General features: G+C 65.3%; 21 protein-coding genes. 14 read left to right on the forward strand and 7 right to left on the reverse strand.

Annotated elements, in window-relative coordinates; all coding sequences use genetic code 11:
• Window positions 1-68: 68 nt before the first annotated feature.
• On the reverse strand, window positions 69-1,202 hold the full coding sequence (dnaJ, locus tag JQ631_RS18995) for a molecular chaperone DnaJ (RefSeq protein ID WP_212328189.1): 1,134 nt from the start codon (window positions 1,200-1,202) through the stop codon (window positions 69-71).
• Window positions 1,203-1,461: 259 nt separating this feature from the next.
• Entirely contained in the window at window positions 1,462-3,363 is a 1,902-nt protein-coding gene (dnaK, locus tag JQ631_RS19000; RefSeq protein ID WP_212328190.1) for a molecular chaperone DnaK, read from the reverse strand.
• A gap of 396 nt (window positions 3,364-3,759) precedes the next feature.
• Between dnaK and JQ631_RS19005 the strand changes: the two genes are divergently transcribed.
• Together JQ631_RS19005 and pncA are read left to right on the forward strand one after the other, a co-directional pair.
• A complete protein-coding gene (locus tag JQ631_RS19005; RefSeq protein ID WP_212328191.1) occupies window positions 3,760-4,698 on the forward strand; it encodes a hypothetical protein in 939 nt (312 codons plus the stop codon).
• Between the two features lie 116 nt (window positions 4,699-4,814).
• On the forward strand, window positions 4,815-5,537 hold the full coding sequence (gene pncA, locus JQ631_RS19010; protein ID WP_212328192.1) for a bifunctional nicotinamidase/pyrazinamidase: 723 nt from the start codon (window positions 4,815-4,817) through the stop codon (window positions 5,535-5,537).
• Between the two features lie 70 nt (window positions 5,538-5,607).
• On the opposite strand, the gene grpE is transcribed toward pncA, so the two are convergent.
• On the reverse strand, window positions 5,608-6,213 hold the full coding sequence (gene grpE, locus JQ631_RS19015) for a nucleotide exchange factor GrpE (RefSeq protein WP_212328193.1): 606 nt from the start codon (window positions 6,211-6,213) through the stop codon (window positions 5,608-5,610).
• Window positions 6,214-6,310: 97 nt separating this feature from the next.
• Window positions 6,311-7,399 carry a heat-inducible transcriptional repressor HrcA gene (hrcA, locus tag JQ631_RS19020; RefSeq protein WP_212328194.1) on the reverse strand — a complete coding sequence of 363 codons (1,089 nt, stop codon included), beginning with the start codon at window positions 7,397-7,399 and terminating at the stop codon, window positions 6,311-6,313.
• A 168-nt stretch (window positions 7,400-7,567) separates the two neighbouring features.
• Between hrcA and rph the strand changes: the two genes are divergently transcribed.
• The 3 genes from rph to hemW are packed head-to-tail and all read left to right on the forward strand — an operon-like array spanning window position 7,568 to window position 10,129.
• Window positions 7,568-8,281 carry a ribonuclease PH gene (gene rph, locus JQ631_RS19025; RefSeq protein ID WP_212328195.1) on the forward strand — a complete coding sequence of 238 codons (714 nt, stop codon included), beginning with the start codon at window positions 7,568-7,570 and terminating at the stop codon, window positions 8,279-8,281.
• Between the two features lie 11 nt (window positions 8,282-8,292).
• Complete coding sequence (rdgB, locus tag JQ631_RS19030; protein ID WP_212328196.1) at window positions 8,293-8,928, forward strand: RdgB/HAM1 family non-canonical purine NTP pyrophosphatase; 636 nt, start codon at window positions 8,293-8,295, stop codon at window positions 8,926-8,928.
• Between the two features lie 16 nt (window positions 8,929-8,944).
• Window positions 8,945-10,129: a radical SAM family heme chaperone HemW gene (gene hemW / locus JQ631_RS19035; RefSeq protein WP_212328652.1), complete on the forward strand. Its 1,185-nt coding sequence runs from the start codon at window positions 8,945-8,947 to the stop codon at window positions 10,127-10,129.
• 26 nt (window positions 10,130-10,155) lie between these two features.
• On the opposite strand, the gene JQ631_RS19040 is transcribed toward hemW, so the two are convergent.
• Window positions 10,156-11,376, reverse strand: coding sequence for a penicillin-binding protein activator (locus JQ631_RS19040; protein WP_212328197.1), 1,221 nt, complete (start codon window positions 11,374-11,376; stop codon window positions 10,156-10,158).
• 350 nt (window positions 11,377-11,726) lie between these two features.
• On the opposite strand from JQ631_RS19040, the gene rsmI reads away from it, so the two are divergent.
• The 7 genes from rsmI to JQ631_RS19075 all read left to right on the forward strand — a co-directional run bounded on the left by rsmI (window position 11,727) and on the right by JQ631_RS19075 (window position 18,736).
• Window positions 11,727-12,677 (forward strand): 16S rRNA (cytidine(1402)-2'-O)-methyltransferase, encoded by a 951-nt coding sequence (gene rsmI, locus JQ631_RS19045; RefSeq protein ID WP_212328198.1) that lies wholly within the window; start codon window positions 11,727-11,729, stop codon window positions 12,675-12,677.
• Complete coding sequence (locus JQ631_RS19050; RefSeq protein WP_212328199.1) at window positions 12,664-13,062, forward strand: YraN family protein; 399 nt, start codon at window positions 12,664-12,666, stop codon at window positions 13,060-13,062. The genes rsmI and JQ631_RS19050 overlap by 14 nt, the downstream gene beginning before the upstream one ends.
• A gap of 10 nt (window positions 13,063-13,072) precedes the next feature.
• On the forward strand, window positions 13,073-14,017 hold the full coding sequence (gene gshB / locus JQ631_RS19055) for a glutathione synthase (RefSeq protein ID WP_212328200.1): 945 nt from the start codon (window positions 13,073-13,075) through the stop codon (window positions 14,015-14,017).
• 294 nt (window positions 14,018-14,311) lie between these two features.
• Window positions 14,312-15,136 carry a Flp pilus assembly protein CpaB gene (gene cpaB, locus JQ631_RS19060; protein WP_212328201.1) on the forward strand — a complete coding sequence of 275 codons (825 nt, stop codon included), beginning with the start codon at window positions 14,312-14,314 and terminating at the stop codon, window positions 15,134-15,136.
• 10 nt (window positions 15,137-15,146) lie between these two features.
• Complete coding sequence (locus JQ631_RS19065) at window positions 15,147-16,664, forward strand: type II and III secretion system protein family protein (RefSeq protein WP_212328202.1); 1,518 nt, start codon at window positions 15,147-15,149, stop codon at window positions 16,662-16,664.
• 51 nt (window positions 16,665-16,715) lie between these two features.
• Window positions 16,716-17,450: a CpaD family pilus assembly protein gene (locus JQ631_RS19070; RefSeq protein ID WP_212328203.1), complete on the forward strand. Its 735-nt coding sequence runs from the start codon at window positions 16,716-16,718 to the stop codon at window positions 17,448-17,450.
• Window positions 17,447-18,736, forward strand: coding sequence for a CpaE/TadZ family protein (locus JQ631_RS19075; RefSeq protein WP_212328204.1), 1,290 nt, complete (start codon window positions 17,447-17,449; stop codon window positions 18,734-18,736). The genes JQ631_RS19070 and JQ631_RS19075 overlap by 4 nt, the downstream gene beginning before the upstream one ends.
• A gap of 49 nt (window positions 18,737-18,785) precedes the next feature.
• Here the strand turns inward: JQ631_RS19075 and JQ631_RS19080 are convergent, their stop codons facing one another.
• Both JQ631_RS19080 and JQ631_RS19085 read right to left on the reverse strand, forming a co-directional pair.
• Window positions 18,786-19,565 (reverse strand): tetratricopeptide repeat protein, encoded by a 780-nt coding sequence (locus JQ631_RS19080; RefSeq protein ID WP_212328205.1) that lies wholly within the window; start codon window positions 19,563-19,565, stop codon window positions 18,786-18,788.
• A gap of 170 nt (window positions 19,566-19,735) precedes the next feature.
• On the reverse strand, window positions 19,736-19,981 hold the full coding sequence (locus JQ631_RS19085; protein ID WP_027534981.1) for a PilZ domain-containing protein: 246 nt from the start codon (window positions 19,979-19,981) through the stop codon (window positions 19,736-19,738).
• 216 nt (window positions 19,982-20,197) lie between these two features.
• On the opposite strand from JQ631_RS19085, the gene JQ631_RS19090 reads away from it, so the two are divergent.
• Together JQ631_RS19090 and JQ631_RS19095 are read left to right on the forward strand one after the other, a co-directional pair.
• Window positions 20,198-21,736, forward strand: a complete 1,539-nt coding sequence (locus JQ631_RS19090; RefSeq protein WP_212328206.1) for a YifB family Mg chelatase-like AAA ATPase — start codon at window positions 20,198-20,200, stop codon at window positions 21,734-21,736.
• 109 nt (window positions 21,737-21,845) lie between these two features.
• Window positions 21,846-22,316 (forward strand): hypothetical protein, encoded by a 471-nt coding sequence (locus tag JQ631_RS19095; protein ID WP_212328207.1) that lies wholly within the window; start codon window positions 21,846-21,848, stop codon window positions 22,314-22,316.
• Window positions 22,317-22,340: the final 24 nt, after the last annotated feature.

The raw sequence follows: 22,340 nt of genomic DNA on the forward strand, positions 1-22,340 counted from the left end.
CGCGACCGCGGCGTGTCAGAAAATAGTCATAAACACGTATAGGCCGAACACGATACGGTCAAGCCGAGTCAGTTCGCCCGATTACCGAAGAAGTCCTTGACCTTGGCGAAGAAACCCTCGGACTCCGGCTGGGTGTTGCCGGAGGAGAGTTTTTCGAACTCGGCCAGCAGTTCCTGCTGCTTCTTGGTGAGGTTCTGCGGGGTCTCGACCACGACCTGGACGTACATGTCGCCCGTCTGGCGCGAACGCAGCACCGGCATGCCCTTTGATGCAATGCGGAATCGTCTGGCGGACTGGGTTCCGGCGGGGACCTTCACCTTGGCCTTGGCCTTGTCGATGGTCGGCACCTCGAACTCGCCACCGAGCGCGGCTGTGACCATCGAGATCGGTACACGGCAATGCAGATCGGCGCCGTCGCGCTGGAAGAACTGGTGCTGGGCCAGCGACAGGAAGATGTAGAGGTCGCCGGGCGGACCGCCACGGACGCCGGCCTCGCCTTCGCCGGCGAGCCTGATCCTCGTGCCGTCCTCGACGCCTTGCGGAATGTTGACCGACAGCGTCCGCTCGCGGGTAACGCGGCCCTGGCCCGAGCAGGACGGGCAGGCATCCTCAATCATCTGGCCGCGGCCCTGGCAGCCGGGGCAGGTGCGCTCGAGGGTGAAGAAGCCCTGCGACTGCCGCACGCGGCCGGCGCCGCCGCAGGTCGAGCAGGTCTTCGGCTTGGTGCCGGCCTTGGCGCCGATGCCCGAGCAGGCCTCGCAGGTGACCGAGACGGGGATCTCGATCTGCGCGGTCTTGCCGCCAAAGGCCTCCTCGAGGGTGATTTCCATGTTGTAGCGCAGGTCGGCGCCGCGCTCGCGGCCGCCGCGGCCGCGCTGTTGCCCGGCCATGCCGAACAGATCTTCGAAAATGTCGGAGAAGGAGGAAGCGAAGCCCGCGCCGAAACCGGCACCACCGCCACCGGGACCGCCCTGCTCGAAGGCAGCATGGCCGAAGCGGTCATAGGCCGCGCGCTTGTCCTTGTCCTTGAGGATCTCGTAGGCCTCGTTGATCTCCTTGAACTTGACCTCGCTGCTGTCGTCCCCGGGATTGCGGTCGGGGTGAAACTTCATCGCCAGCTTGCGGAACGACGATTTCAGGACGGAATCGTCGGCAGAGCGTTCGACTTCGAGGGTTTCGTAGTAGCAGCGCTTGGTGGACATATCTGACTCGGCCTATCCAATCGCGATTCAGGTCGGGGCGAAACAACGTCGCCACGCGACGATATAGGCAGCCTTCCGCGTCACGGCAGCGGGCTGCATGGCAGCGTTGAGCATAGCGGCTGGAAATTGATTGATCGTAACGGGGCCGATCGCAACAGATCCTTCGCCCGTCGAGCCCGACACGAAAGCCTCCCCCCTGAAGGGGGAGGCCATTTCAGCGTGTGGGGTCCAAGCCGTCCGCATCATACCCTCTTGGGGCTTAGGCGGACTTCTTGTTGTTCTTGTCGTCGTCGACTTCGGTGAATTCCGCGTCGACGACGTCGTCCTTGGCCGCATCCCTCTTGGCGTCGGCCTCGGCCTGCTGCGCGTACATGGCCTCGCCGAGCTTCATCGAAGCCTGAGCCAGCGTATTGGTCTTGGCCTTGATCGCCTCGGCATCGCTGCCCTTCAGCGCTTCCTTGAGGTCACTGACAGCGTCCTCGATGGCCCGGCGCTCGGTCTCGCCGACCTTCGAACCGTGCTCGGCCAGCGCTTTCTCGGTGGAGTGCACCAGCGCGTCGGCATGGTTCTTGGCATCGACCGCCTCGCGGCGCTGCTTGTCGGCCGCGGCATTGGCCTCGGCGTCCTTGACCATCTTGTCGATATCGGCTTCCGACAGCCCGCCTGAGGCCTGGATCCGGATCTGCTGTTCCTTCGCAGTCGCCTTGTCCTTGGCCGAGACGTTGACGATGCCGTTGGCGTCGATGTCGAAGGTCACCTCGATCTGCGGCATGCCGCGCGGAGCCGGCGGAATGCCCATCAGGTCGAACTGGCCGAGCATCTTGTTGTCGGCCGCCATTTCACGCTCGCCCTGGAAGACGCGGATGGTGACCGCGTTCTGGTTGTCCTCGGCGGTCGAGAACACCTGGCTCTTCTTGGTCGGGATCGTGGTGTTGCGGTCGATGATGCGGGTGAACACGCCGCCCAGCGTCTCGATGCCCAGCGACAGCGGGGTCACGTCGAGCAGCAGCACGTCCTTGACGTCGCCCTGGAGCACGCCGGCCTGGATCGCGGCGCCGATCGCCACGACTTCGTCCGGATTGACGCCCTTGTGCGGCTCCTTGCCGAACAGCTGCTTCACGACTTCCTGGACCTTCGGCATGCGCGACATGCCGCCGACCAGAACGACTTCGCCGATTTCACCAGCGGTGAGGCCGGCGTCCTTGATCGCCTTGCGGCAGGGCTCGACGGTCTTCTGGACGAGGTCGTCGACCAGCGCTTCGAACTTGGCGCGGGTGAGCTTCATCGTCAGATGCTTCGGACCGGTCTGGTCCGCGGTGATGAAGGGCAGGTTGATCTCGGTCTGCGTCGTCGACGACAGCTCGATCTTGGCCTTTTCAGCGGCTTCCTTCAGGCGCTGCAACGCGAGCTTGTCGTTGCGCAGGTTGATGCCCTGCTCCTTCTGGAATTCGTCGGCGAGATAGCCGACCAGCCGCATGTCGAAATCTTCGCCGCCGAGGAAGGTGTCGCCGTTGGTCGACTTCACCTCGAACACGCCGTCGCCGATTTCGAGAATGGAAATATCGAACGTGCCGCCGCCGAGATCGTACACGGCGATCGTGCCGCTCTTGGTCTTGTCCAGACCATAGGCCAGCGCAGCTGCGGTCGGCTCGTTGATGATGCGCAGCACTTCAAGGCCCGCGATCTTGCCGGCGTCCTTGGTGGCCTGGCGCTGGGCGTCGTTGAAGTAGGCGGGCACGGTGATGACGGCCTGGTCGACCTTCTGGCCGAGATGGGCTTCCGCGGTCTCCTTCATCTTCTGCAGGATGAACGCCGAGACCTGCGAGGGCGAGTAGGTCTGGCCGTCGGCCTCGACCCAGGCGTCGCCGTTGGAAGCCTTCACGATCTTGTACGGAACGAGCTTCTTGTCCTTCTCGACCATCGGGTCGTCGTAGCGGCGGCCGATGAGGCGCTTCACTGCGAAGAACGTACGCTCTGGATTGGTTACGGCCTGGCGCTTGGCAGGCTGGCCGACGAGGCGCTCACCGTCGTCAGTCACGGCGACGATCGAAGGCGTCGTGCGCATGCCTTCGGAATTTTCGATAACTTTGGCGTTTTTGCCATCCATCACGGCGACGCACGAATTCGTGGTGCCGAGGTCGATCCCAATGACCTTTCCCATGGTCCTGATATCCTTGTTTTTGCGGCAGGCTGGCTGGGCCCAGAAGGCACCCGAACCGAACCCCCTAAGATCAAACATCCGCGATATTGCGATGATTGAGGCTCATATAGGAGGGGGGGAGGGGGCCGCAAGGACCGAACGCAAGTTTGGACCGTGAAAACATTGGGTTTTGGAAGATCATATCCGGGCTTCACCGCCCTTGCGGGTGAGGAATTATTAACAGGTTCAGGCCTCAGCCAGCCCCCGCCACCGTGATCCGCCCCGCCCTGTTACCGGCGCCCCAAACCCGCTAAAAGGCGGACCGGCCGGACAGCCCCGTCAAGGGCTGCTTCGCGCGACAAAGCGGCCCATTGGCCGACCATCGAACGGCCTCAATATGAACCAATCAGAGTGCCCATGAAGCTGATCCGCCCCCTCGCCGCGCTCGCCCTTGTCGTTGCCTCCGCGATTCCGGCCCTGGCCGCCGATGCCGTGTATCCGCCGGGCCTGCGTCTCGGCATGGTGCCGCTGGTCGGCCTCAGCAAGGCCAGGACCTTCCCGGGCTTCGAGAACGAGGACGGCAGCGTCAAGGTGCTCATCACCGAGCTGCCGCCGGCGGCCTATAACGAGGTCGTCAGTGCCTTCAACGCCAATCCGGCCGGCGCCAACGGCATCAAGCCGGACAAGATCGAGACATCAGCGGGCCTCGCCTATTTTACCACCGAAAGCGGCAAGGCCGGCGACACGCTGGTGAAGCGCTATTCGATGATCGTGCCGGGCACCGGCTTCTCCGGCTATGTCGCGGTGCAGATCCCCGAGAATGCCTCGAAGATCTACACCGACGATGCGGTACGGCAGATGTTTGCGACCGCCGCCATCCGCAAGGAGGTATCGGCTGACGAGCAGCTCGGACTGCTGCCGTTCAAGATCACCGATCTCTCCGGCTTCAAGGACATCCGCACGCTGGTGCCGGGCTCGAGCATCATCCTGGCCGACGGCACCGAGAGCTCGGGCTATGAATCGAAGCCCTTCATGATCCTCGGCCTGATCGGCGCCACCCCGCAAGCCGCCGACGATCGCGCCCGCTTCGCCCAGGAGGCGGCGCTTCAGATCCCGGGTCTGCGCGAAACCAGGGTCACCATGTCGGAGCCGATCCGCATCAACAGCCAGCCGGGCTTCGAGACCCGGATCGACGGCGTCAGCGGCAAGGACAAGACCCCGGTGACGGTGGTGCAGTGGATCCGCTTCGGCGGCGGCACCTCGCTGCGCATCATCGCCAGCGCCCCGCGCGACCAGTGGTCCGACGCCTTCACCCGCTTCCGCGCAGTACGCGACGGCATCCAGCCGAAGGGCTAGTACGCCCAACCACTCGCCGGCGCCGGCTGCATTTTCGGGCTTTCGTTCGTACACGAACGGAACTAGGCTTCCCTCCATTGGATCAGCTTTAGATCATCCTGGAGGGGAGGCGTACGATGCTTAGTCGACGACAGATCTTGGCCGCACTGGGGACGACGGCGATTGCGAGCCTCGCTCCATCAGCATTGTTCGCAGCAGCGACGATCAAGCCGGACGATAGCTCGGCGCTTCTCGTGATCGACGTGCAGAACTGCTTCCTGCCGGGCGGCAGCCTCGCGGTGAAGGAAGGCGAGCAGGTCGTTCCCGTGATCAACAAGATGGCGAAAGCATTCTCGAACGTGGTGATGACGCAGGACTGGCACACGCCCGGCCACGTCTCGTTCGCGTCAGCGCATTCCGGCAAGAAGCCGTTCGAGACCATCGACCTGCCCTATGGCAAGCAGGTGCTGTGGCCCGACCATTGCGTGCAGGGCACCGATGGCGCGTCGCTGTCCAAGGACCTGTCGATCCCGCAGGCCGAGCTCATCATTCGCAAGGGCTTTCACAAGGACGTCGACAGCTATTCCGCGTTCCTCGAAGCCGACGGCAAGACAACGACGGGTCTTGCCGCCTATCTGAAGTCGCGCAAGATCAAGCGGGTCTTCGTCGCGGGTCTCGCCACCGACTTCTGCGTCGCCTGGACCGCGCTCGATGCGCGCAAGGCCGGCTTTGAGGTCTATGTCGTGGAAGACGCCTGCCGCGGTATCGACAATCAGGGCTCGCTGGCCAAGGCCTGGGCCGACATGGCCAAGGCCGGCGTGAAGCGGATCCAGTCTGCAGACATCGCGGTCAGCGCGTAAGGCGTTCGCGCAGTCATTCCGGGGCGGCTCGCAGAACCAACCCGGAATGACTCAACGGCTTTGACGCCGCTCAGTTCGCGTCGTTGCTGTTCGCAGCCGGCGCGGGCTTCACGCCACCCTTGGCGACGCCGACCAGCGCCGGGCGCAGCACGCGCTCGCCGATGGTGTAGCCGGCCTGCATGACCTGCACGACGGTGCCCGCGGGCACCGATGCATCGGGCACTTCGTACATCGCCTGCTGGAAGTTCGGGTCGAACTTCTGGCCCTGCGGATCAAACTTCTTCACGCCGTGCTTTTCCAGCGCGTTGAGCAGCGAACGCTCGGTGAGCTCGACGCCCTCAATCAGCGATGTCAGGCCTGGATCGGCGGTGGCACGCGCTTCCGCCGGAACGGCGTCGAGCGCGCGCTGGAGATTGTCGGCGATGTCGAGCACGTCGCGCGCAAAGCCGGTCACGCCGTACAGCTTGGAGTCGGCGACTTCCTTGGCGGTGCGCTTGCGCAGGTTTTCCATCTCCGCCAGCGTCCGCAACATGCGGTCGCGTGCCTCGGCGACTTCCTTCTGCAACAGCTCGACCGAGCCGGGCTCGGGATCGTCGGGCATGATGTAGGGCTTTGACACCACGGGCTCGCCGGTCGGAGCAGTCGTGTCTTCGGGTTGCCGGTCTCGATCGCTCATCGGCTCTCTTTTCGAATTCGTCTTACGGGATTTTTCTGGCCCGGATATCGTGCTTCGGGCGCCGAAAATCAAGCGCCCGTGATCGCTCAAATGCCGGTCAGCCCCCCAGAAGGCGGCTGACGATGCGGGCTGCGTAGTCCACGGTCGGGATCACACGGGCATAATTCAGCCGGGTCGGCCCGATCACGCCTAAAACACCGACGATGTGGCCGGCGGCATCCCGATAGGGCGAGATGATGGTGGAAGAGCCGGACAGCGAAAACAGCTTGTTTTCGCTGCCGATGAAGATTCTCACGCCTTCGGCGGTTTCGGCGCGGCCCAACAGATCGATCACGCCGCGCTTGGTCTCGAGATCCTCGAACAGCAGCCGCACCCTCTCGAGATCATCAAGCGCATGCAGATCTTCCAGCAGATTGGCGTGGCCGCGGACGATGAGCTGGCGATCCTCGCTCTCGCCGCCCGACCAGCTCGCGATTCCGGCCGCGATCACCTTTTGCGTCAATTGATCGAGCTCGGCCCGGGCCTCGCCCAGCGCGGTTTCGAGCTCGAGCCGCGCTTCGGCCAGCGTTCGGCCGCGAATCCGCGCATTGAGGAAATTGCCGGCCTCGGTGATCGCCGAGGAGGGAACTCCTGGCGGCAGTGTCAGCACGCGGTTTTCGACCTGGCCGTCCTCGCCGACCAGGATCACCAGCGCCTTCTCCGGTTCCAGGCGGACGAATTCGATGTGTTTCAGCCGGGCATTGGATTTCGGCGTCAGCACCACCGCGGCAGCGCGCGTCAGGCCGGAAAGCCGGGTCAGGGCCTGATCCAGCGCCGCCTCTACCGATTGCGCATGACCGACGGTGGCGAGCTGGCTCTGGATCGACTGGCGCTCGGCCTCATTGAGATCGCCGACCTGCATCAGGGCATCGACGAAGAAACGCAGGCCGAGTTCCGTCGGCAACCGGCCGGCCGAAGTATGCGGTGCATAGATCAGGCCGAGCTGTTCCAGATCGGCCATGACGTTGCGGACCGAGGCCGGCGACAGCGGCATCGCGATCAGGCGCGAGATGTTGCGCGACCCGACCGGCTCGCCGGTCGCGAGGTAGCTTTCGACAATTTGACGAAAGATGTCGCGGGAACGCTCGTTGAGCTGGGCGAGGCCTGCGCGCGGCGCGATCAGATTGATCGGATCGTGATGGGCCACAGACGATAACTCCTGTCAGTTGCTCGTAATTTGTCCATCCCGGGCGCGTCTGACAAGCGTGGCGTTTGCGGGGTGGCAAACCTGGGGTGAAAAAGCCTTGCTGCTCACCCTCACCCCCCCTACAAGCACCGCGAACAGCCTAACCCCGCGAGTTTTGGAGGATTTCCCATGCGGCCAAGCCGCCGTGCGCCCGACGAATTGCGCCCCGTGACGCTGGAGCGTGGCGTGGTCAAATATGCGGAAGGCTCCTGCCTCGTGAAATTCGGCGACACCCATGTGCTGGTGACCGCCACGCTGGAAGACCGCCTGCCGCCATGGCTGAAGGGCCAGGGCCGCGGCTGGGTCACCGCCGAATACGGCATGCTGCCGCGCGCGACCTCCGAACGCACCCGCCGCGAGGCCTCCGCCGGCAAGCAGAGCGGCCGCACCGTCGAGATTCAGCGCCTGATCGGCCGCTCGTTGCGCACTATTGTCGATCTCGAAGCGCTCGGTGAGCGCCAGATCACGGTCGATTGCGACGTGCTCCAGGCCGACGGCGGCACCCGCACCGCCTCGATCACCGGCGCCTGGGTCGCGCTCGCCGACTGCATCAACTGGATGAAGTCGCGCAACATGATCAAGGCCAACGTGATGCGCGACAATGTCGCCGCGATCTCCTGCGGCATCTACAAGGGCACGCCGGTGCTGGATCTCGACTATGCCGAGGATTCGGAAGCCGAGACCGATGCCAATTTCGTCATGACCGGCGATGGCCGCATTATCGAGGTCCAGGGCACCGCGGAACGCGAGCCATTCACGCAGGACGAGTTCCTGAAGCTGATCGCCCTGGCGCAGAAGGGCATCGCGCGTCTGGTGGACTTGCAGAAACTGGCTGTCGCGTAGTCAATAGAGCCATGCACCGCCGAATCACCGGAAAGCTCGTCATCGCGACCCACAATCCCGGCAAGCTCGCCGAGATGAAGGAGCTGCTCGCGCCTCACGGCATCGAGGTGGTGTCGGCCGGTGAGCTCGGCCTGCCCGAGCCTGACGAGACCGGCAACGACTTCCGCAGCAACGCCGCGATCAAGGCGATCGCAGCGGCGCAGGCGACCAAGCTTCCCGCTTTCGCCGATGATTCCGGCATCGTGGTCGACGCCCTCGACGGCGCGCCCGGCATCTACAGCGCGCGCTGGGCCGGACCGTCCAAGGATTTCGCCGCGGCGATGAAGCAGATCGAACGCCTGTTGCAGGAGCGCGGCGCCACCACGCCCGACAAGCGCAAGGCCCATTTCGTCTCCGCGCTCTGCGTCGCCTGGCCCGACGATCATCTCGAAGAGGTCGAGGCGCGCGTCGACGGCACGCTGGTGTGGCCGCCGCGCGGCACTGCCGGCTTCGGCTACGATCCGATGTTCTTGCCCGACGGTCACACGCGCACCTTCGGCGAGATGGAAAGCATCGAGAAGCACGGCCTGCCGCCGCTCGGCCTCGGCCTGTCGCACCGCGCCCGCGCCTTCGTGAAACTGGCGGAGATCTGCCTTGAGCCGCGCTAAAGCGTTTTCAAGCGAAGTGGACACCGGTTCGCGCCAGGAAAACGCGTCGAAACAAGAATCTGAAGCCTTTGGCGTCTACGTGCACTGGCCATTCTGCCTGTCGAAGTGCCCCTATTGCGACTTCAACAGCCATGTTCGCCACGCCGCGATCGACGAGGCGCGCTTTGCGTCCGCCTTCGCGCGCGAGATCGAAACCACTGCGCAGCGCTCGCCCGGCCGCGAGGTCACATCGATCTTTCTCGGCGGCGGCACGCCCTCGCTGATGCAGCCCGCAACGGTCGGCGCGGTGCTCGATGCCATCGGCAAGCACTGGACCGTCGCCAACGACGTCGAAGTCACACTGGAAGCGAACCCGACCAGCGTCGAAGCCACGCGCTTCGCCGGCTATCGCGCCGCCGGCGTCAACCGCGTCTCCCTCGGCGTGCAGGCGCTCGACGATGCCTCACTGAAAGCGCTCGGCCGCATGCACAGCGCGCGCGAGGCACTCGATGCCGTCGCCATCGCGCGCCGTTCGTTCGATCGTTACTCGTTCGATTTGATCTACGCCCGCCCCGACCAGACGCCGGCGATGTGGGCCGATGAGCTGCGTCTCGCCATCGACGAAGCGGCCGAGCATCTGTCGCTCTATCAATTGACGATCGAAGAAGGCACGCCGTTCTTCGGCCTGCACCAGGCCGGCAAGTTGAAGACACCAGAAGAAGCAGTCGCGCGCGCGCTCTACGATGTGACGCAGGAGACCTGCGACAAGCTCGGCCTGCCCGCCTACGAGATTTCCAACCACGCACGCCGCGGTGCCGAGTGCCGGCACAATCTGGTCTACTGGCGTGGCGAGGAATATGCCGGCATCGGTCCCGGCGCCCACGGCCGCCTCGACATCGACGGCGTGCGTCATGCGACCGCCACCGAGAAGCGGCCCGAAGCATGGCTGATGCGCGTCGAAAGCAGCGGCCACGGCGTCGTCACCGACGATCTCCTCAACAGCGAAGAGCGCGCCGACGAATTCCTGCTGATGGGATTGCGTCTGGCCGAAGGCATCGACCCCGAGCGCTACAAGGCTCTCTCCGGCCGCCCGCTCGATCCCAAACGCATCGCGCTGCTGCGCGAGGAAGGCGCGATCACGGTTGACGCGACGGGACGGCTGCGCGTGACCAGCAGCGGATTTCCGGTGCTCGATGCGGTGGTCGCGGATCTCGCCGCGTAACGCACCTAAAACAGCGTCGTCCTGAGCTACGCCCCGAAACTCTTCGGCGAGCCGGCGACCGCGACACCACCGCCCGTCGTCACCTTCATCACCGCGAGGCCCCGTTCATTCGTGCCATCTGCGCGGAAGCGGAACAGACCGTCGATGCCGGCGAAGCCGGAGGGGTTGGTGAGCACATCAGGAGAGAAACGCGTGGTGCCCTGCGTGCGCGCGAGGGCTGCCACAAGCGCGACCGCGTCATAGGCGAGCGTGGCGGTGCGGATCGGCTCGGCGCCGTATTTGGTGCGGTAGCGGCCGGAGAAAGCACGAAAACCGGCCGGATCGGGCGCAGCATAGAGGCCGCCTTGCAACGCCGGGCTCGCATAGACGCGCGGGCTATCCCACAGGCCGGTGCCGAGCATCTGGATGTTGCGCAAATTCGCGCCCGCTGCAGTCATCGCATCCGCGACCGAAACGACGGCATCACCGTCATCGGCAATGAACAGCGCGTCCGCACTGCCGAGCTGCTGTGCCACGGTGCGCGCCGGCGTGGCGCGATCGGAGCCGTATTTCTCGAACGCGACGACCCGACCGCCGCGCCTGGGCACCGCGGCCTTCACAGCGGCTTCGACGACATTGCCATAGGCATTGTCGGGCACGAGCACAGCGACGGAACGTTTGCCGATGCTGGCGGAGTATTCGATGATGCGGTTGACGTCGGACTCCGGCAGGAAGCTCAGGAGATAAACGCCACGGCCGGCGATGCTGGAGTCGGTCGAGAATGCGATCACGGAAATGCCGCGCGTGCGCGCGACCTGCGCCACTGCCGGCACCGACTGTGCGAACAGCGGCCCCAGAATGATCTCGGCGCCTTCGTCGACCGCCTGCTGTGCGCCGGCTTGCGCGCCTTGCGGGCTGCCGTTGTCGTCCTTGATCAGGAGCTGGATGTTCGGGTTCTGGAACTCGGCCAGCGCCATCTCGGCGGCGTTACGCATGGATTGCGCGGCGAGCCCGGCATTGCCGGCAGCCGAGAGCGGCAGGATCACGCCAACCTTCACGCCGCCGGTACCGGCGGTCGTCGCCTGCTGCGGCGGCCCGGCCGGCTGGGCCGGAGGCGACGAGCTGCCGAACTGGCTGAGGCTCTGCTGCACGCCGGCGCAGGCCGACAGCAAGGGCGTGCCGAGCAGCAGGCCAAGCGCACTCCGCCGGGTCGCCCCTATCAATCGGGACCCCTGGAGGGGAGACTTCAAATCACGCGGGCCCACCATGACAGCTTCTCTTCTGACCGGCCGGAGTGCGACCAGTCACAACATTCGTTCCCCGACACAAGCCGTGGATTCAGGCATATTGTCGGCAAATAGTTAACCGAAACAAAAGGATAATGACCGCTTAACGCGACCGCCCTTAAGGTTCCGGCGAGCTGTTCGCCGTCCGTCGTCCAGCATCAAGGCAGCCTTTCCGCCGCGAATATGGCACGGATGCTTCATTCCGTTGGGAATGTGATGCCGGATGGATCACATTCCAATCCCTGCCGTCCCGGTTCGGTATCGTGGCCCGCACGATCTTTTTCAGCGGACCGGTTCCCAGCCCCGGGGTTGATGCCTAAGTTCGAATCATTATGCGCGCAAAGCCGGCCTCGATAAATACGACTGAAGCTACGGACGCCGCCCCGCGCGGCTTCTCCATCGACGCTCACCGGATTGCCGCGCCGAAGCCGGCGGCCGGCCTCTATCTGGTCGCGACCCCGATCGGCAATCTCGGCGACATCACCCTGCGGGCGCTGCAGACGCTGGCCGGCGTCGATGTCATTGCCTGCGAGGACACCCGCATCACCCGTCGCCTCACCGAGCGTTACGACATCTCGGCGCAGCTCAAGCAATATCACGAGCACAATGCAGAGGCCGCCCGCCCGAAGATCCTGGAGGCGCTGGCGGCCGGCGGCTCGGTCGCGCTGGTCTCGGACGCGGGCACGCCGCTGATCTCCGATCCCGGCTACAAGCTCGTGCGCGAGGTCTGCGCCGCCGGCCATGCGGTCTATGCGCTGCCCGGCCCGTCCTCGGTGCTGGCGGCGCTGTCGGTCGCCGCGCTGCCGACCGACCGCTTTTTCTTCGAAGGGTTCCTGCCGGCGAAATCCGCGGCGCGGCGCGCGCGCCTGGCCGAGCTTGCCCGCATCGATGCAACGCTGGTGATGTTCGAATCCGGCAACCGCGTGCAGGACACGCTTGCCGAGCTCGCCGAGATCATGGGCGCGCGCGAGGCCGCGATCTGCCGCGAACTGACCAAACTGCACGAAGAGATTTCGCGCGCGACGCTGAGCGAGCTCGCGCGCGAAGCAGACACGCTGGAGACGCGCGGCGAATTCGTGCTGGTCATCGCCCCGCCTGCCGCGGATGCCGACGTGCTGACAACGGACGCGCTGGACGATCTCCTGCGCGCGCAGCTCGCCACGAATAGCGTCAAGGACGCCGTTGCGCACGCCGTCGCACTCTCCGGCCGGCAACGGCGCGAAGTCTATGCCCGCGCGCTCGAAATCGCCAAAGGTCTAAGGGGCGGCGATGGCGAAGACTAAGAGCGCGGAACCGAAGATCGCTTCGCCGGAACGCGTCGCGGCGTTCCGCACCGGCATCTCCGCCGAAAGCCGCGCCGCAGCCTATCTGATGGCGAAGGGCTACCGCATCCTGGCAAAACGCTACCGCACGGCGCATGGCGAGATCGACCTCGTCGCGCGCCGCCGTAACCTGATCGCCTTCGTCGAGGTCAAGGCGCGCGCCAGCCTCGATGAGGCCGCCTATGCGGTGACGCCGCGCCAGCAGCAGCGCATCATCGACGCCGCGCAAGGCTGGCTTGCAGCGCATCCCGAGCATGCGGAATTCGAATTGCGATTCGACGCCATGCTGATTGCGCCGCGCTCACTTCCACGCCATGTGTTGGCGGCATTCGACGCCTCGACCTGAAAGGCAGACCATGAAACTGAACGTCGCCGTCCAGATGGACCCCATCGCCCGCATCAACGTCAAGGGCGATTCCACCTTCGCGCTGCTCCTGGAAGCGCAGAAGCGCGGCCACGGCCTGTCTTATTATACGCCCGACAAGCTCTCGATGGTTGGCGACGAGATCGTCGCGCCCGTGCAGTTGCTGACCGTCCGCGACGAGCCCGGAAATCATTTCACCCTCGGCGAGCCCAGGCGCGAGGCGCTGAACGGCTTCGACGTTGTGCTGCTGCGCCAGGACCCTCCGTTCGATCTCGCCTACATCACCTCGACGCATCTGCTCGAGCGCATTCATCCGAAGACGCTGGTCGTCAACGATCCGGCTTCGGTGCGGAATGCGCCCGAAAAGCTGTTCGTGATGAATTTCCCGCAGCTGATGCCGCCGACGCTGATCTCGCGCGACCTCGACGAGATCAACGCGTTCCGCGACAAATTCGGTGCCGTGGTGATGAAGCCGCTGCACGGCCATGGCGGCGCCGCGGTGTTCCGCGTGATGCCGCAGGACATGAATTTCGGCTCGCTGTTCGACATGTTCTCGGTGACCTTCAAAGAGGCCTGGGTGATCCAGCAGTTCATCCCCGAGGTGAAGCTCGGCGACAAGCGCATCATCCTGGTCAATGGCGAGTTCGCAGGCGCCGTGAACCGCGTGCCCGCGACGGACGACCTCCGCTCCAACATGGTACGCGGCGGCGCGGCGAAGGAAACCGAGCTGACCGCGCGCGAGCGCGAGATTTGCGCCACCGTCGGCCCGGCGCTGCGCGAGCGTGGCCTCTTGTTCGTCGGCATCGACGTCATCAACGGCAACCTCACCGAGATCAACGTGACGTCGCCGACCGGCATCCGCGCCATTGCAAAGCTCGGCGGCCCTGACGTGGCGGCGAAGATCTGGGACGTGATCGAACAGAAGCGGGCGAAGTAGGCGCTGGTCCCGTATCCGGGCTACGGACACCGCTGGAAGCACTGCGCGCCCTTCGCTAACGACCCGTTCACCATGACGCCCTGCGTTTCATCCGAACGCAGGAGCGCGCTTGCGTGATTTTACGGAGAGCGGAGCCTGCCGAATAACGCGGCATTCACCATCTGCCTAAAACCCCCACCGTGACCGGCCATCACATTCGGCCTCGCAACACCCCTTATACTTTTACTCCCTACTCATCGATGCGGGGGAACCCGCCACGTGCGGTTCGAGTGCCCCGCGTAAGAGTAGAGGCGTATGAACACCGCACGCATTGTCGTTCTCGTCATCGCGCTGGGCGCCGGCGGCGTCGCTGCCTATCTGGCGAGCCATTACGACAACAAGCCCGCAGCCGCGCTCCCGGTGGCCGAGAAGCTGCCGACGGTCGAGGTGCTCGTCGCCAAGTCGGACATCCAGCTCGGCCAGGCCGTGAAGGCCGAGGATCTGCAATGGCAGGCCTGGCCGCAGGCCACCGCCAGCAGCGCCTTCATCCGCCGCGACAACCGGCCCGACGCGCAGACCCAGATCGCCGGCTCGATCGCGCGCGTGCCGTTGATGCAGGGCGAGCCGATTCGCGAGCAGAAGCTGGTGAAAGCCGACGGCTCCGGCTTCATGGCTGCGATCCTGCCGACCGGGATGCGGGCCGTGTCGACCGAGATTTCGGCCGAGACCGCCGCCGGCGGCTTCATCCTGCCGAACGACCGCGTCGACATCGTCCTGACCCGCCGCCTGAAGAATCCCGACGGCCCCAACAACAACGGCTCGACCGGCGGCAATGACCTGATCCTGTCAGAGGTCATCCTGACCAACATCCGCGTGCTCGCGATCGACCAGGCACCGAAGGAAAAGGAAGGTCAGAACGCCGTCGTCGGCAAGACCGTCACGCTCGAGCTGCGGCCCGACCAGGTCGCCGCGCTCTCGGCGGCACGCCAGGGCGGCACGCTCACACTCGCACTGCGCAGCATCGCCGATGCCAACGCCGCCGACAGCACGCCCGAGGACCAGGCGCTGAAGCGTCCCGGCAACGGCGTCAGCATCATCCGCTACGGCGTGCAGGCACGACAACTAACGTCACAGAAGTGATGGGGACAGCATGAACTATGGGGACTATCGGATGGGCCTGCGCCTTCGGGGGAAGCGCGCCGGCTCGTTCTGGGCAGGGGCAATGCTGATGCTGGGGCTGGTCGCAGCCCCCGATCTCGTTCGCGCCGCGGACGCGGCGGTAGGTGACCAGGCGCCGATGCAGGCACCGGATCTCGGCGTGTCGACGGTCGCGACCATCGCGCCGGCCCGGTCGCGTTCGTTGTCGCTCGGCGTCGGCAAGTCGGTCGTCATCGACCTGCCGCGCGAGGTCAAGGACGTGCTGGTGGCCGATCCCAAGATCGCCAACGCGGTGATCCGCTCGTCACAGCGGGCGTATATCATCGGCGCCCAGGTCGGCCAGACCAACGTGGTGTTCTTCACCGCCGACGGCCAGCAGGTGGCCTCCTACGACATCGCGGTGAAGCGCGACCTCAACGGCATGCGCGCGGCGCTGCGCCAGTCGCTGCCGGGCGTACAGATCGAAGGCGTCGGCGACAGCGTGATGCTGACCGGCTCGGTGTCGAGTCCGGTCGAAGCCCAGCAGGCCGGCGACGTCGCCGCCAAGCTGGTCGGCGGCGCAGACAAGGTCGTCAACAACATCGTCGTGCGCGGCCGCGACCAGGTGATGCTGAAGGTCGTCGTCGGCGAAGTCCGCCGCGACATCGTCAAGCAACTCGGCGTCGACCTCAGCGCCAGCCTGAATGCCGGCACTGCGGTGGTGAATTTCAACAATTCCAACCCGTTCACGGTCTCCGGCGGACCGCTCGTCAGCAGCAACGGGCTCGGCGTCGCCGGCCTCGCCAAGGGTGTCGCCACCGTCAGCGCCACCATGCGCGCGATGGAAAGCGCGGGCGTGATGCGGACGCTGGCCGAGCCGAGCCTGACCGCGATCTCGGGCGAATCCGCGACCTTCATCGCGGGCGGCGAATTCCCGATTCCGGCGGGCTATTCCTGCGATCCGACCACGCATGTCTGCACCACCCAGATCACCTACAAGAAGTTCGGCATCTCGCTGAACTTCACCCCGGTCGTGCTCAGCGAGGGCCGCATCAGCCTGCGCGTGATGACCGAAGTCTCGGAGCTGTCGAACCAGCAGGCGATCACCGTGACGCAGGCGGTGTCGTCGACCGCGAACAACTCCATCACCATTCCCTCGATCCAGACCCGTCGCGCGGAGACCACGCTGGAAATCCCGTCGGGCGGCTCGATGGCGATGGCCGGCCTGATCCAGCAGCAGACCAAGCAGGCCATCAACGGCCTGCCCGGCCTCGACCAGGTGCCGATCCTCGGCGCGCTGTTCCGCAGCCAGGACTTCGTCAACAACGAGACCGAGCTGATGGTGATCGTGACGCCCTATGTGGTGCGCGCGGTCGCCCAGAAGGAATTGGCGCGGCCCGACGACGGCTTCGCACCGTCCTCGGATGCTCAGTCGGCCCTGCTCGGCCGCATGAACCGGCTCTACGGCATCACGGCCCGCGTCGATCCGATCGACGGCGTCCGCGGCGATTTCGGCTTCATCATCGACTGAGACCAACGGTTTGGGGACCGGGGCGAAGAACGGGACAAGGGGGACCAGGCGATGACGAAGGCATCAGATCGACGTCGCAAATTGCGCATCGCGCTCGCGCTGGCGGGGCTGTCCGTCATGCTGGGAGCCTGCAACACCACGGGCGACGTCGTCACCACCCAGACGGTGCCGACCGACTATCGCCTGCGCCATCCGATCGCGGTGCAGGAAGGCAAGCGCTCGATCGTGATCTTCGTCGGCAAGGCGCGCGGCGGCCTTTCAACCCCGCAGCAGGCGGACGTGATGGGCATTGCCCGGGACTGGGTGCGCGAAGGCACCGGCTCCGTCGTCGTCGACGTTCCCATCGACACCGCGAATTCGCGCGCGGCTGCTGCGACCTATCGCGAAATCCGCGCCGTGCTCGGCAGCGGTGGCGTGCCCTCGCGCGCCATCGTCCAGCATCCCTATCGCCCCGAAGATCCCGGCCTGCTGCCGACCATCCGGCTGAGCTATTCCAAGATCACCGCGGTCGCCGGGCCCTGCGGGCTGTGGCCCGAGGACGTGGGACCGTCGATCCTCGATCCCGGCTACAACGAGAACAAGCCCTACTTCAATCTCGGCTGCGCCAGCCAGCGCAACCTGGCCGCCATGATCGACAACCCCGCCGACCTCGAGCAGCCGCGCGCGGAGACGCCGGCCTATACCGCACGGCGCGACATCGCCTTCGACCGCTACCGCAAGGGCAGCTCGACCACGACCACCTATCCCGAGTCTGACAAGGCCAAACTCAGCGACACAGGCAAATGACGGGCATTCACGACGAAGAGGCGGACGATCCGCAGCACCCCGAGGAACACATTGCGCCGGTTCCTCGTATCTCGGTGCAGGCCTTTTGCGAGACCGAGCAGACGCTCGCCGCGATAACCGCGGCCGGGCTGGACCGCCGTCTCGCCAAGGCGCATCTCACGGCGAAAAGCGGCGGCCTCAATGCCGCGATCGACGTCTACGACACGATGCCAACGCCGAACGTCATCGTGATCGAATCCGACGGCACGCGCGACATCCTCGAAGGGCTCGACGATCTCGCCGGTGTCTGCGATCCCGGCACACGCGTGGTGGTGATCGGCAATCCCAATGACACCGCTCCCTACCGCGAGCTGGTGCGCCGCGGCGTCAACGACTACGTGATCGGACCGGTCGAAACCATCGACGTGGTGCGCTCGATCTGCAGCCTGTTCTCGGCGTCCGAAGCCATCATCACCGGCCGCATCATCGCGGTGGTCGGCGCCAAGGGCGGCGTCGGCGCGTCCACGGTCGCGCACAACGTGGCCTGGACCATCGCGCGCGACCTGTCGCTCGATTCCGTCGTGATCGATCTCGACCTCGCCTTCGGTACTGCCGGCCTCGACTACAACCAGGATCCGGCGCAGGGCATCGCCAACGCGGTGCTGTCGCCTGATAGGCCCGACACGGCTCTGATAGAGCGCCTGCTCGCCAAATGCAGTGATCATCTCAGCCTGCTTGCCGCACCTGCCACGCTCGACCGCGTCTACGATTTCGGGGCAGAAGCGTTCGATGCGATCTTCGACACGCTGCGCATGACCACGCCTTGCATAGTGCTCGACGTGCCGCATCAATGGTCGGCCTGGACCAAGCGTGCGCTGGTCAATGCCGACGACATCGTCATCGTCGCCGAGCCTGATCTCGCAAACTTGCGTAACACCAAAAACATGCTGTCGGTGCTCAAGTCGGCGCGGCCCAACGACCGGCCGCCGCTCTACTGCATCAACCAGGTCGGCATGCACAAGCGCGCCGAGATCGACGTCAAGTCCTTCGCCAAGACCATGGAGAGCCAGCCACTCGCGGTGATCCCGTTCGATTCAAAGCTGTTCTCGACCGCGGCGAACAACGGCCAGATGATCGCGGAGGTCTCCAGGAGCCATCGCACCACCGAGCTGTTCCAGAACATGGCCAACCGCCTTGCCGGCCGCGGCGAGGTGAAGAAGCCCAGGCGTTCGCTGCTCGGACCGCTGCTGAAGAAGCTGAAGGGCAAGACGACGCGCGGATCGGCGCCGCATCGCAAGGCGTCTTGAAGGCGAGAATCTTTAAGGCGGAAATCGCGAAGACCGGAAAGAGGGCGGACTATTTGTCCGCCCTTTGCTGTTTCTTGGCCAGCAACTGGCGCAGCGCCGCGATCTTGGCCGCGGCCTGGTCTGGCGGCAAATCTGCCTTCACAAGGTTTTCAGCCTCGGTCTGGCGGCCTTGCAATCCCAGCACGAGCGCGAGATTGGCGCGGACCCGCGCATCGTTCTGGTTGCGCTGATAGGCGCGGCCCAGCACCTGTTCGGCCTTCGGCAGATTGTTTTGCAGCATATAGGACAGGCCGAGATTGGACAGCACCGTCGGCTCGTCGGGCACGATCTTCAGCGCTGCGGCGTAATATTGCTGCGCCTCCTCGTTGCGGCCGAGTTGATCGAGCACTGCGCCCTGTGCCGACAGGATGTGCCAGTCGGGATCTTCAGGCGTGTGCGCGCGGCTCAGCACGTCGAAGGCCTGCTGAAAGTTGCCATTGTCGGCGAGCGCGCGGCCGTAGCCGGCCAGCAACGCCTTGTTGCTGGGATGGGCGAGCACCGCCTGCTCCATCACCGCAACCGCCTGGGCGCGCTGGCCGGTCTCGCGCAACGCCTTGACGTATTCGAGGGCGACATTGGGATCGCTGGGCTTGGCGCGATAGCGCGCGTGCAAGGCGTCCATATTGGACCTGGCGTCCGCCGTGGCCGTGGGTTCGGATTTGTTGCTGGCGCCGAGCGCGCCGGTCACATCGTCCAGGCCGGTGGTCTGGCAGCCACCGAGGGCAAGGACCGCGAGCGCGGGAAGCAGGAGTCTCGCCGGGGAGGCGGCAAGGGACGAACGCTTGGACATACTCTGATCACCGCGGGCGGACTGATCAGAGATGCTTTGCCCATTAACGCTAAAGTCCGGTTAAGGACGCGTCCTTATGCGACTCAATTGTTGGCGCATGATCTCCGCGCAAACGCGTTCCGCGTTCGTCGCGAGGGGAAAGCGGCTTCACACTTTTCCGGATCAAGCGCTCAGTCGGTAAATTCCGCACCGAATTCGCAGCCGATGCGCCAGCGCAGGCGGCACTGACGGGAATAATCCGGCGCGAAGATAATGGTGAATTGCGGCGGCACCTCGAGAAACTCCGCCACCACCTTCACACCCCCGTCCGAGATATCCGTAATCGTGCAGTCCCTCGGCAGCGAGCCGGCGCCAAAATGAATCTTGGCAAGCCGGGTGCAAACCCGTCGTTCGCTTCTGCGGCGATTTGCAAGCATTTGAATTCTTCACCCGTTAGATCACGGCCCATCCCGCAACCCTAGGAGTAGCGAACATGTGTTGGGATGTGCTGAGGAGAGCCGCTCGCATTCGAGACGTAGTGTCTGGAACCCGTTTACGTTTGGTTAGGGCTTGCGGCGCCTGGTTTTCGTTCCCGTATTGTTCTTGCCAGGACGGCCGAGCTCTGCTACCCCTAATTGTGGACGAGGGCAGGCATGGTTCAGCGGGTTTCGACAGTCGCCTTTGAGGGGATCGAGGCCCGCGCGGTCGACGTGCAGGTGCAGGTCGCGCCCGGCCTGCCGGCGTTCACCATCGTCGGTCTCCCGGACAAGGCCGTCTCGGAGGCGCGCGAGCGGGTCCGCTCCGCGCTGATCGCATCCGGATTGGCACTGCCGGCACGTCGGATCACCGTCAATCTCGCACCTGCCGACGTTCCGAAGGAAGGCAGCCATTACGATCTGCCGATCGCGCTCGGGCTGATGGCGGCGATCGGTGCGATCCCGCCGGATGCGCTGACCGGCTTCACCGTGCTTGGCGAGCTCGGCCTCGACGGCTCGATCGCGGCGGTGGCCGGCGTTCTGCCTGCCGCGTTCGGCGCAAATCTTCGCGAGGAGGGCTTGATCTGCCCGGCGTCTTGCGGCTCTGAAGCGGCATGGGCGAGCCCGGACATCCAGATCATCGCCGCAACCTCACTCATTCAGATTGCCAATCATTTCAAGGGCACGCAGGTGCTGTCGCGACCGGTGCCGAAGGTGCATGAGGCCGCCGCCTCGCTGCTCGATTTGCGCGACATCAAGGGCCAGGAGAGCGCCAAGCGGGCGCTGGAGATCGCGGCGGCCGGTGGCCATCACCTCCTGATGATCGGCGCGCCCGGTGCCGGCAAATCGATGCTGGCCGCGCGCCTGCCCTCGATCCTGCCGCCGCTGTCGCCGAGCGAGCTGCTCGAGGTCTCGATGATCGCTTCCGTCGCCGGCGAGATCGAGGGCGGCGCACTGACATCGCGGCGGCCGTTTCGCTCACCGCATCACTCCGCCAGCATGGCCGCGCTCACCGGCGGCGGCGCGCGTGCAAGGCCCGGCGAGGTCTCGCTGGCGCATCAGGGCGTACTGTTCCTCGACGAGTTGCCGGAGTTCGATCCGCGCGTGCTGGATTCGCTGCGTCAGCCGCTGGAGAATGGTGAAGTCTCGGTGTCGCGCGCCAATCACCGTGTCACCTACCCTGCCCGCTTCATGCTGGTCGCGGCGATGAATCCCTGCCGCTGCGGCAACGCATTCGAGCCCGGCTATGCCTGCAAGCGCGGCCGCGTCGACCGCTGTACCGGCGACTACCAGGCGCGCATCTCCGGCCCGCTGATGGACCGCATCGACCTGCGCATCGAAGTCCCGGCCGTAACCGCGGCCGACCTGATCCTGCCACCGCCGACGGAAGGCTCCGCCGAAGTTGCCGCACGCGTCGCGGCGGCGCGCGACATCCAGCTCGCCCGCTACGCGGCTGCGGGCCTGCCCCAGGTCCGCACCAATGCAGAGGCACCGGCGTCGGTTCTGGAGGACATCGCCAAGCCGGATGCCCAGGGACAGAAGCTGCTGCGCGACGCCGCCGAGACCATGCGGCTGTCGGCACGGGGCTATCACAGGGTGCTGCGGGTGGCACGCACGCTGGCCGACCTCGACGGCGCCGAGAAGATCGGCCGGCTGCATCTGGCCGAGGCGCTGTCCTACCGCGCACTCGCAGAAGATGCACGCCAGCTGGCGTGAAGCGAACGCGCATCAACCCGGCGGTAACGAGTTTCCTTTACGCTCTGCAAACCATAAGGCCCACAAGTTCCCGTACGGGCTTTGGCGTGTTCTTGGCGAGTAGAGTGTCATGTTGCGTTTCAAGATCCTGGCCTCAGTGGTTCCCTTGTTGGCGGCCGCGGTGTTCGCCCGGGGCGAGATCGGATCGGTCTCGCATCCCTGCATCGCCATTGGCGACACCTCGGTCGAGCTCACCTCCCTGTTCTGGACGGCCGGCATCCAGATCGCCTTCACCGACGATCCCGCGCAGGCGACAGTCCGGGTGCAAATCACCGACGACGCCGACGCTGCCGACTTTGCCGTGGTCGATGACGGCGCCAGCGACGAAGAAGCCAGCGCCTGCCAGGGCAATCCGTCCACGCAACTGGTCGCGATTTCCGGGCAGGCCGGCGGTGACCGTCCGACGGTTTATCTCAGCACCGAAGGCCCGGCCGACTACCGCATCTATGTCCGCTCGAAGACGTTTTCCCAGAAGGAAGCGGCGGCTCTGATCGTTGGCGCCCGCGGCGGCCGCCGACCTCTCCAGGCCGCCTCGCTTTAAAGTTTGAGCATGATCTCTACGGAA

It is taken from the genome of Bradyrhizobium manausense, assembly GCF_018131105.1.
Lineage (GTDB): Bacteria > Pseudomonadota > Alphaproteobacteria > Rhizobiales > Xanthobacteraceae > Bradyrhizobium > Bradyrhizobium manausense_B.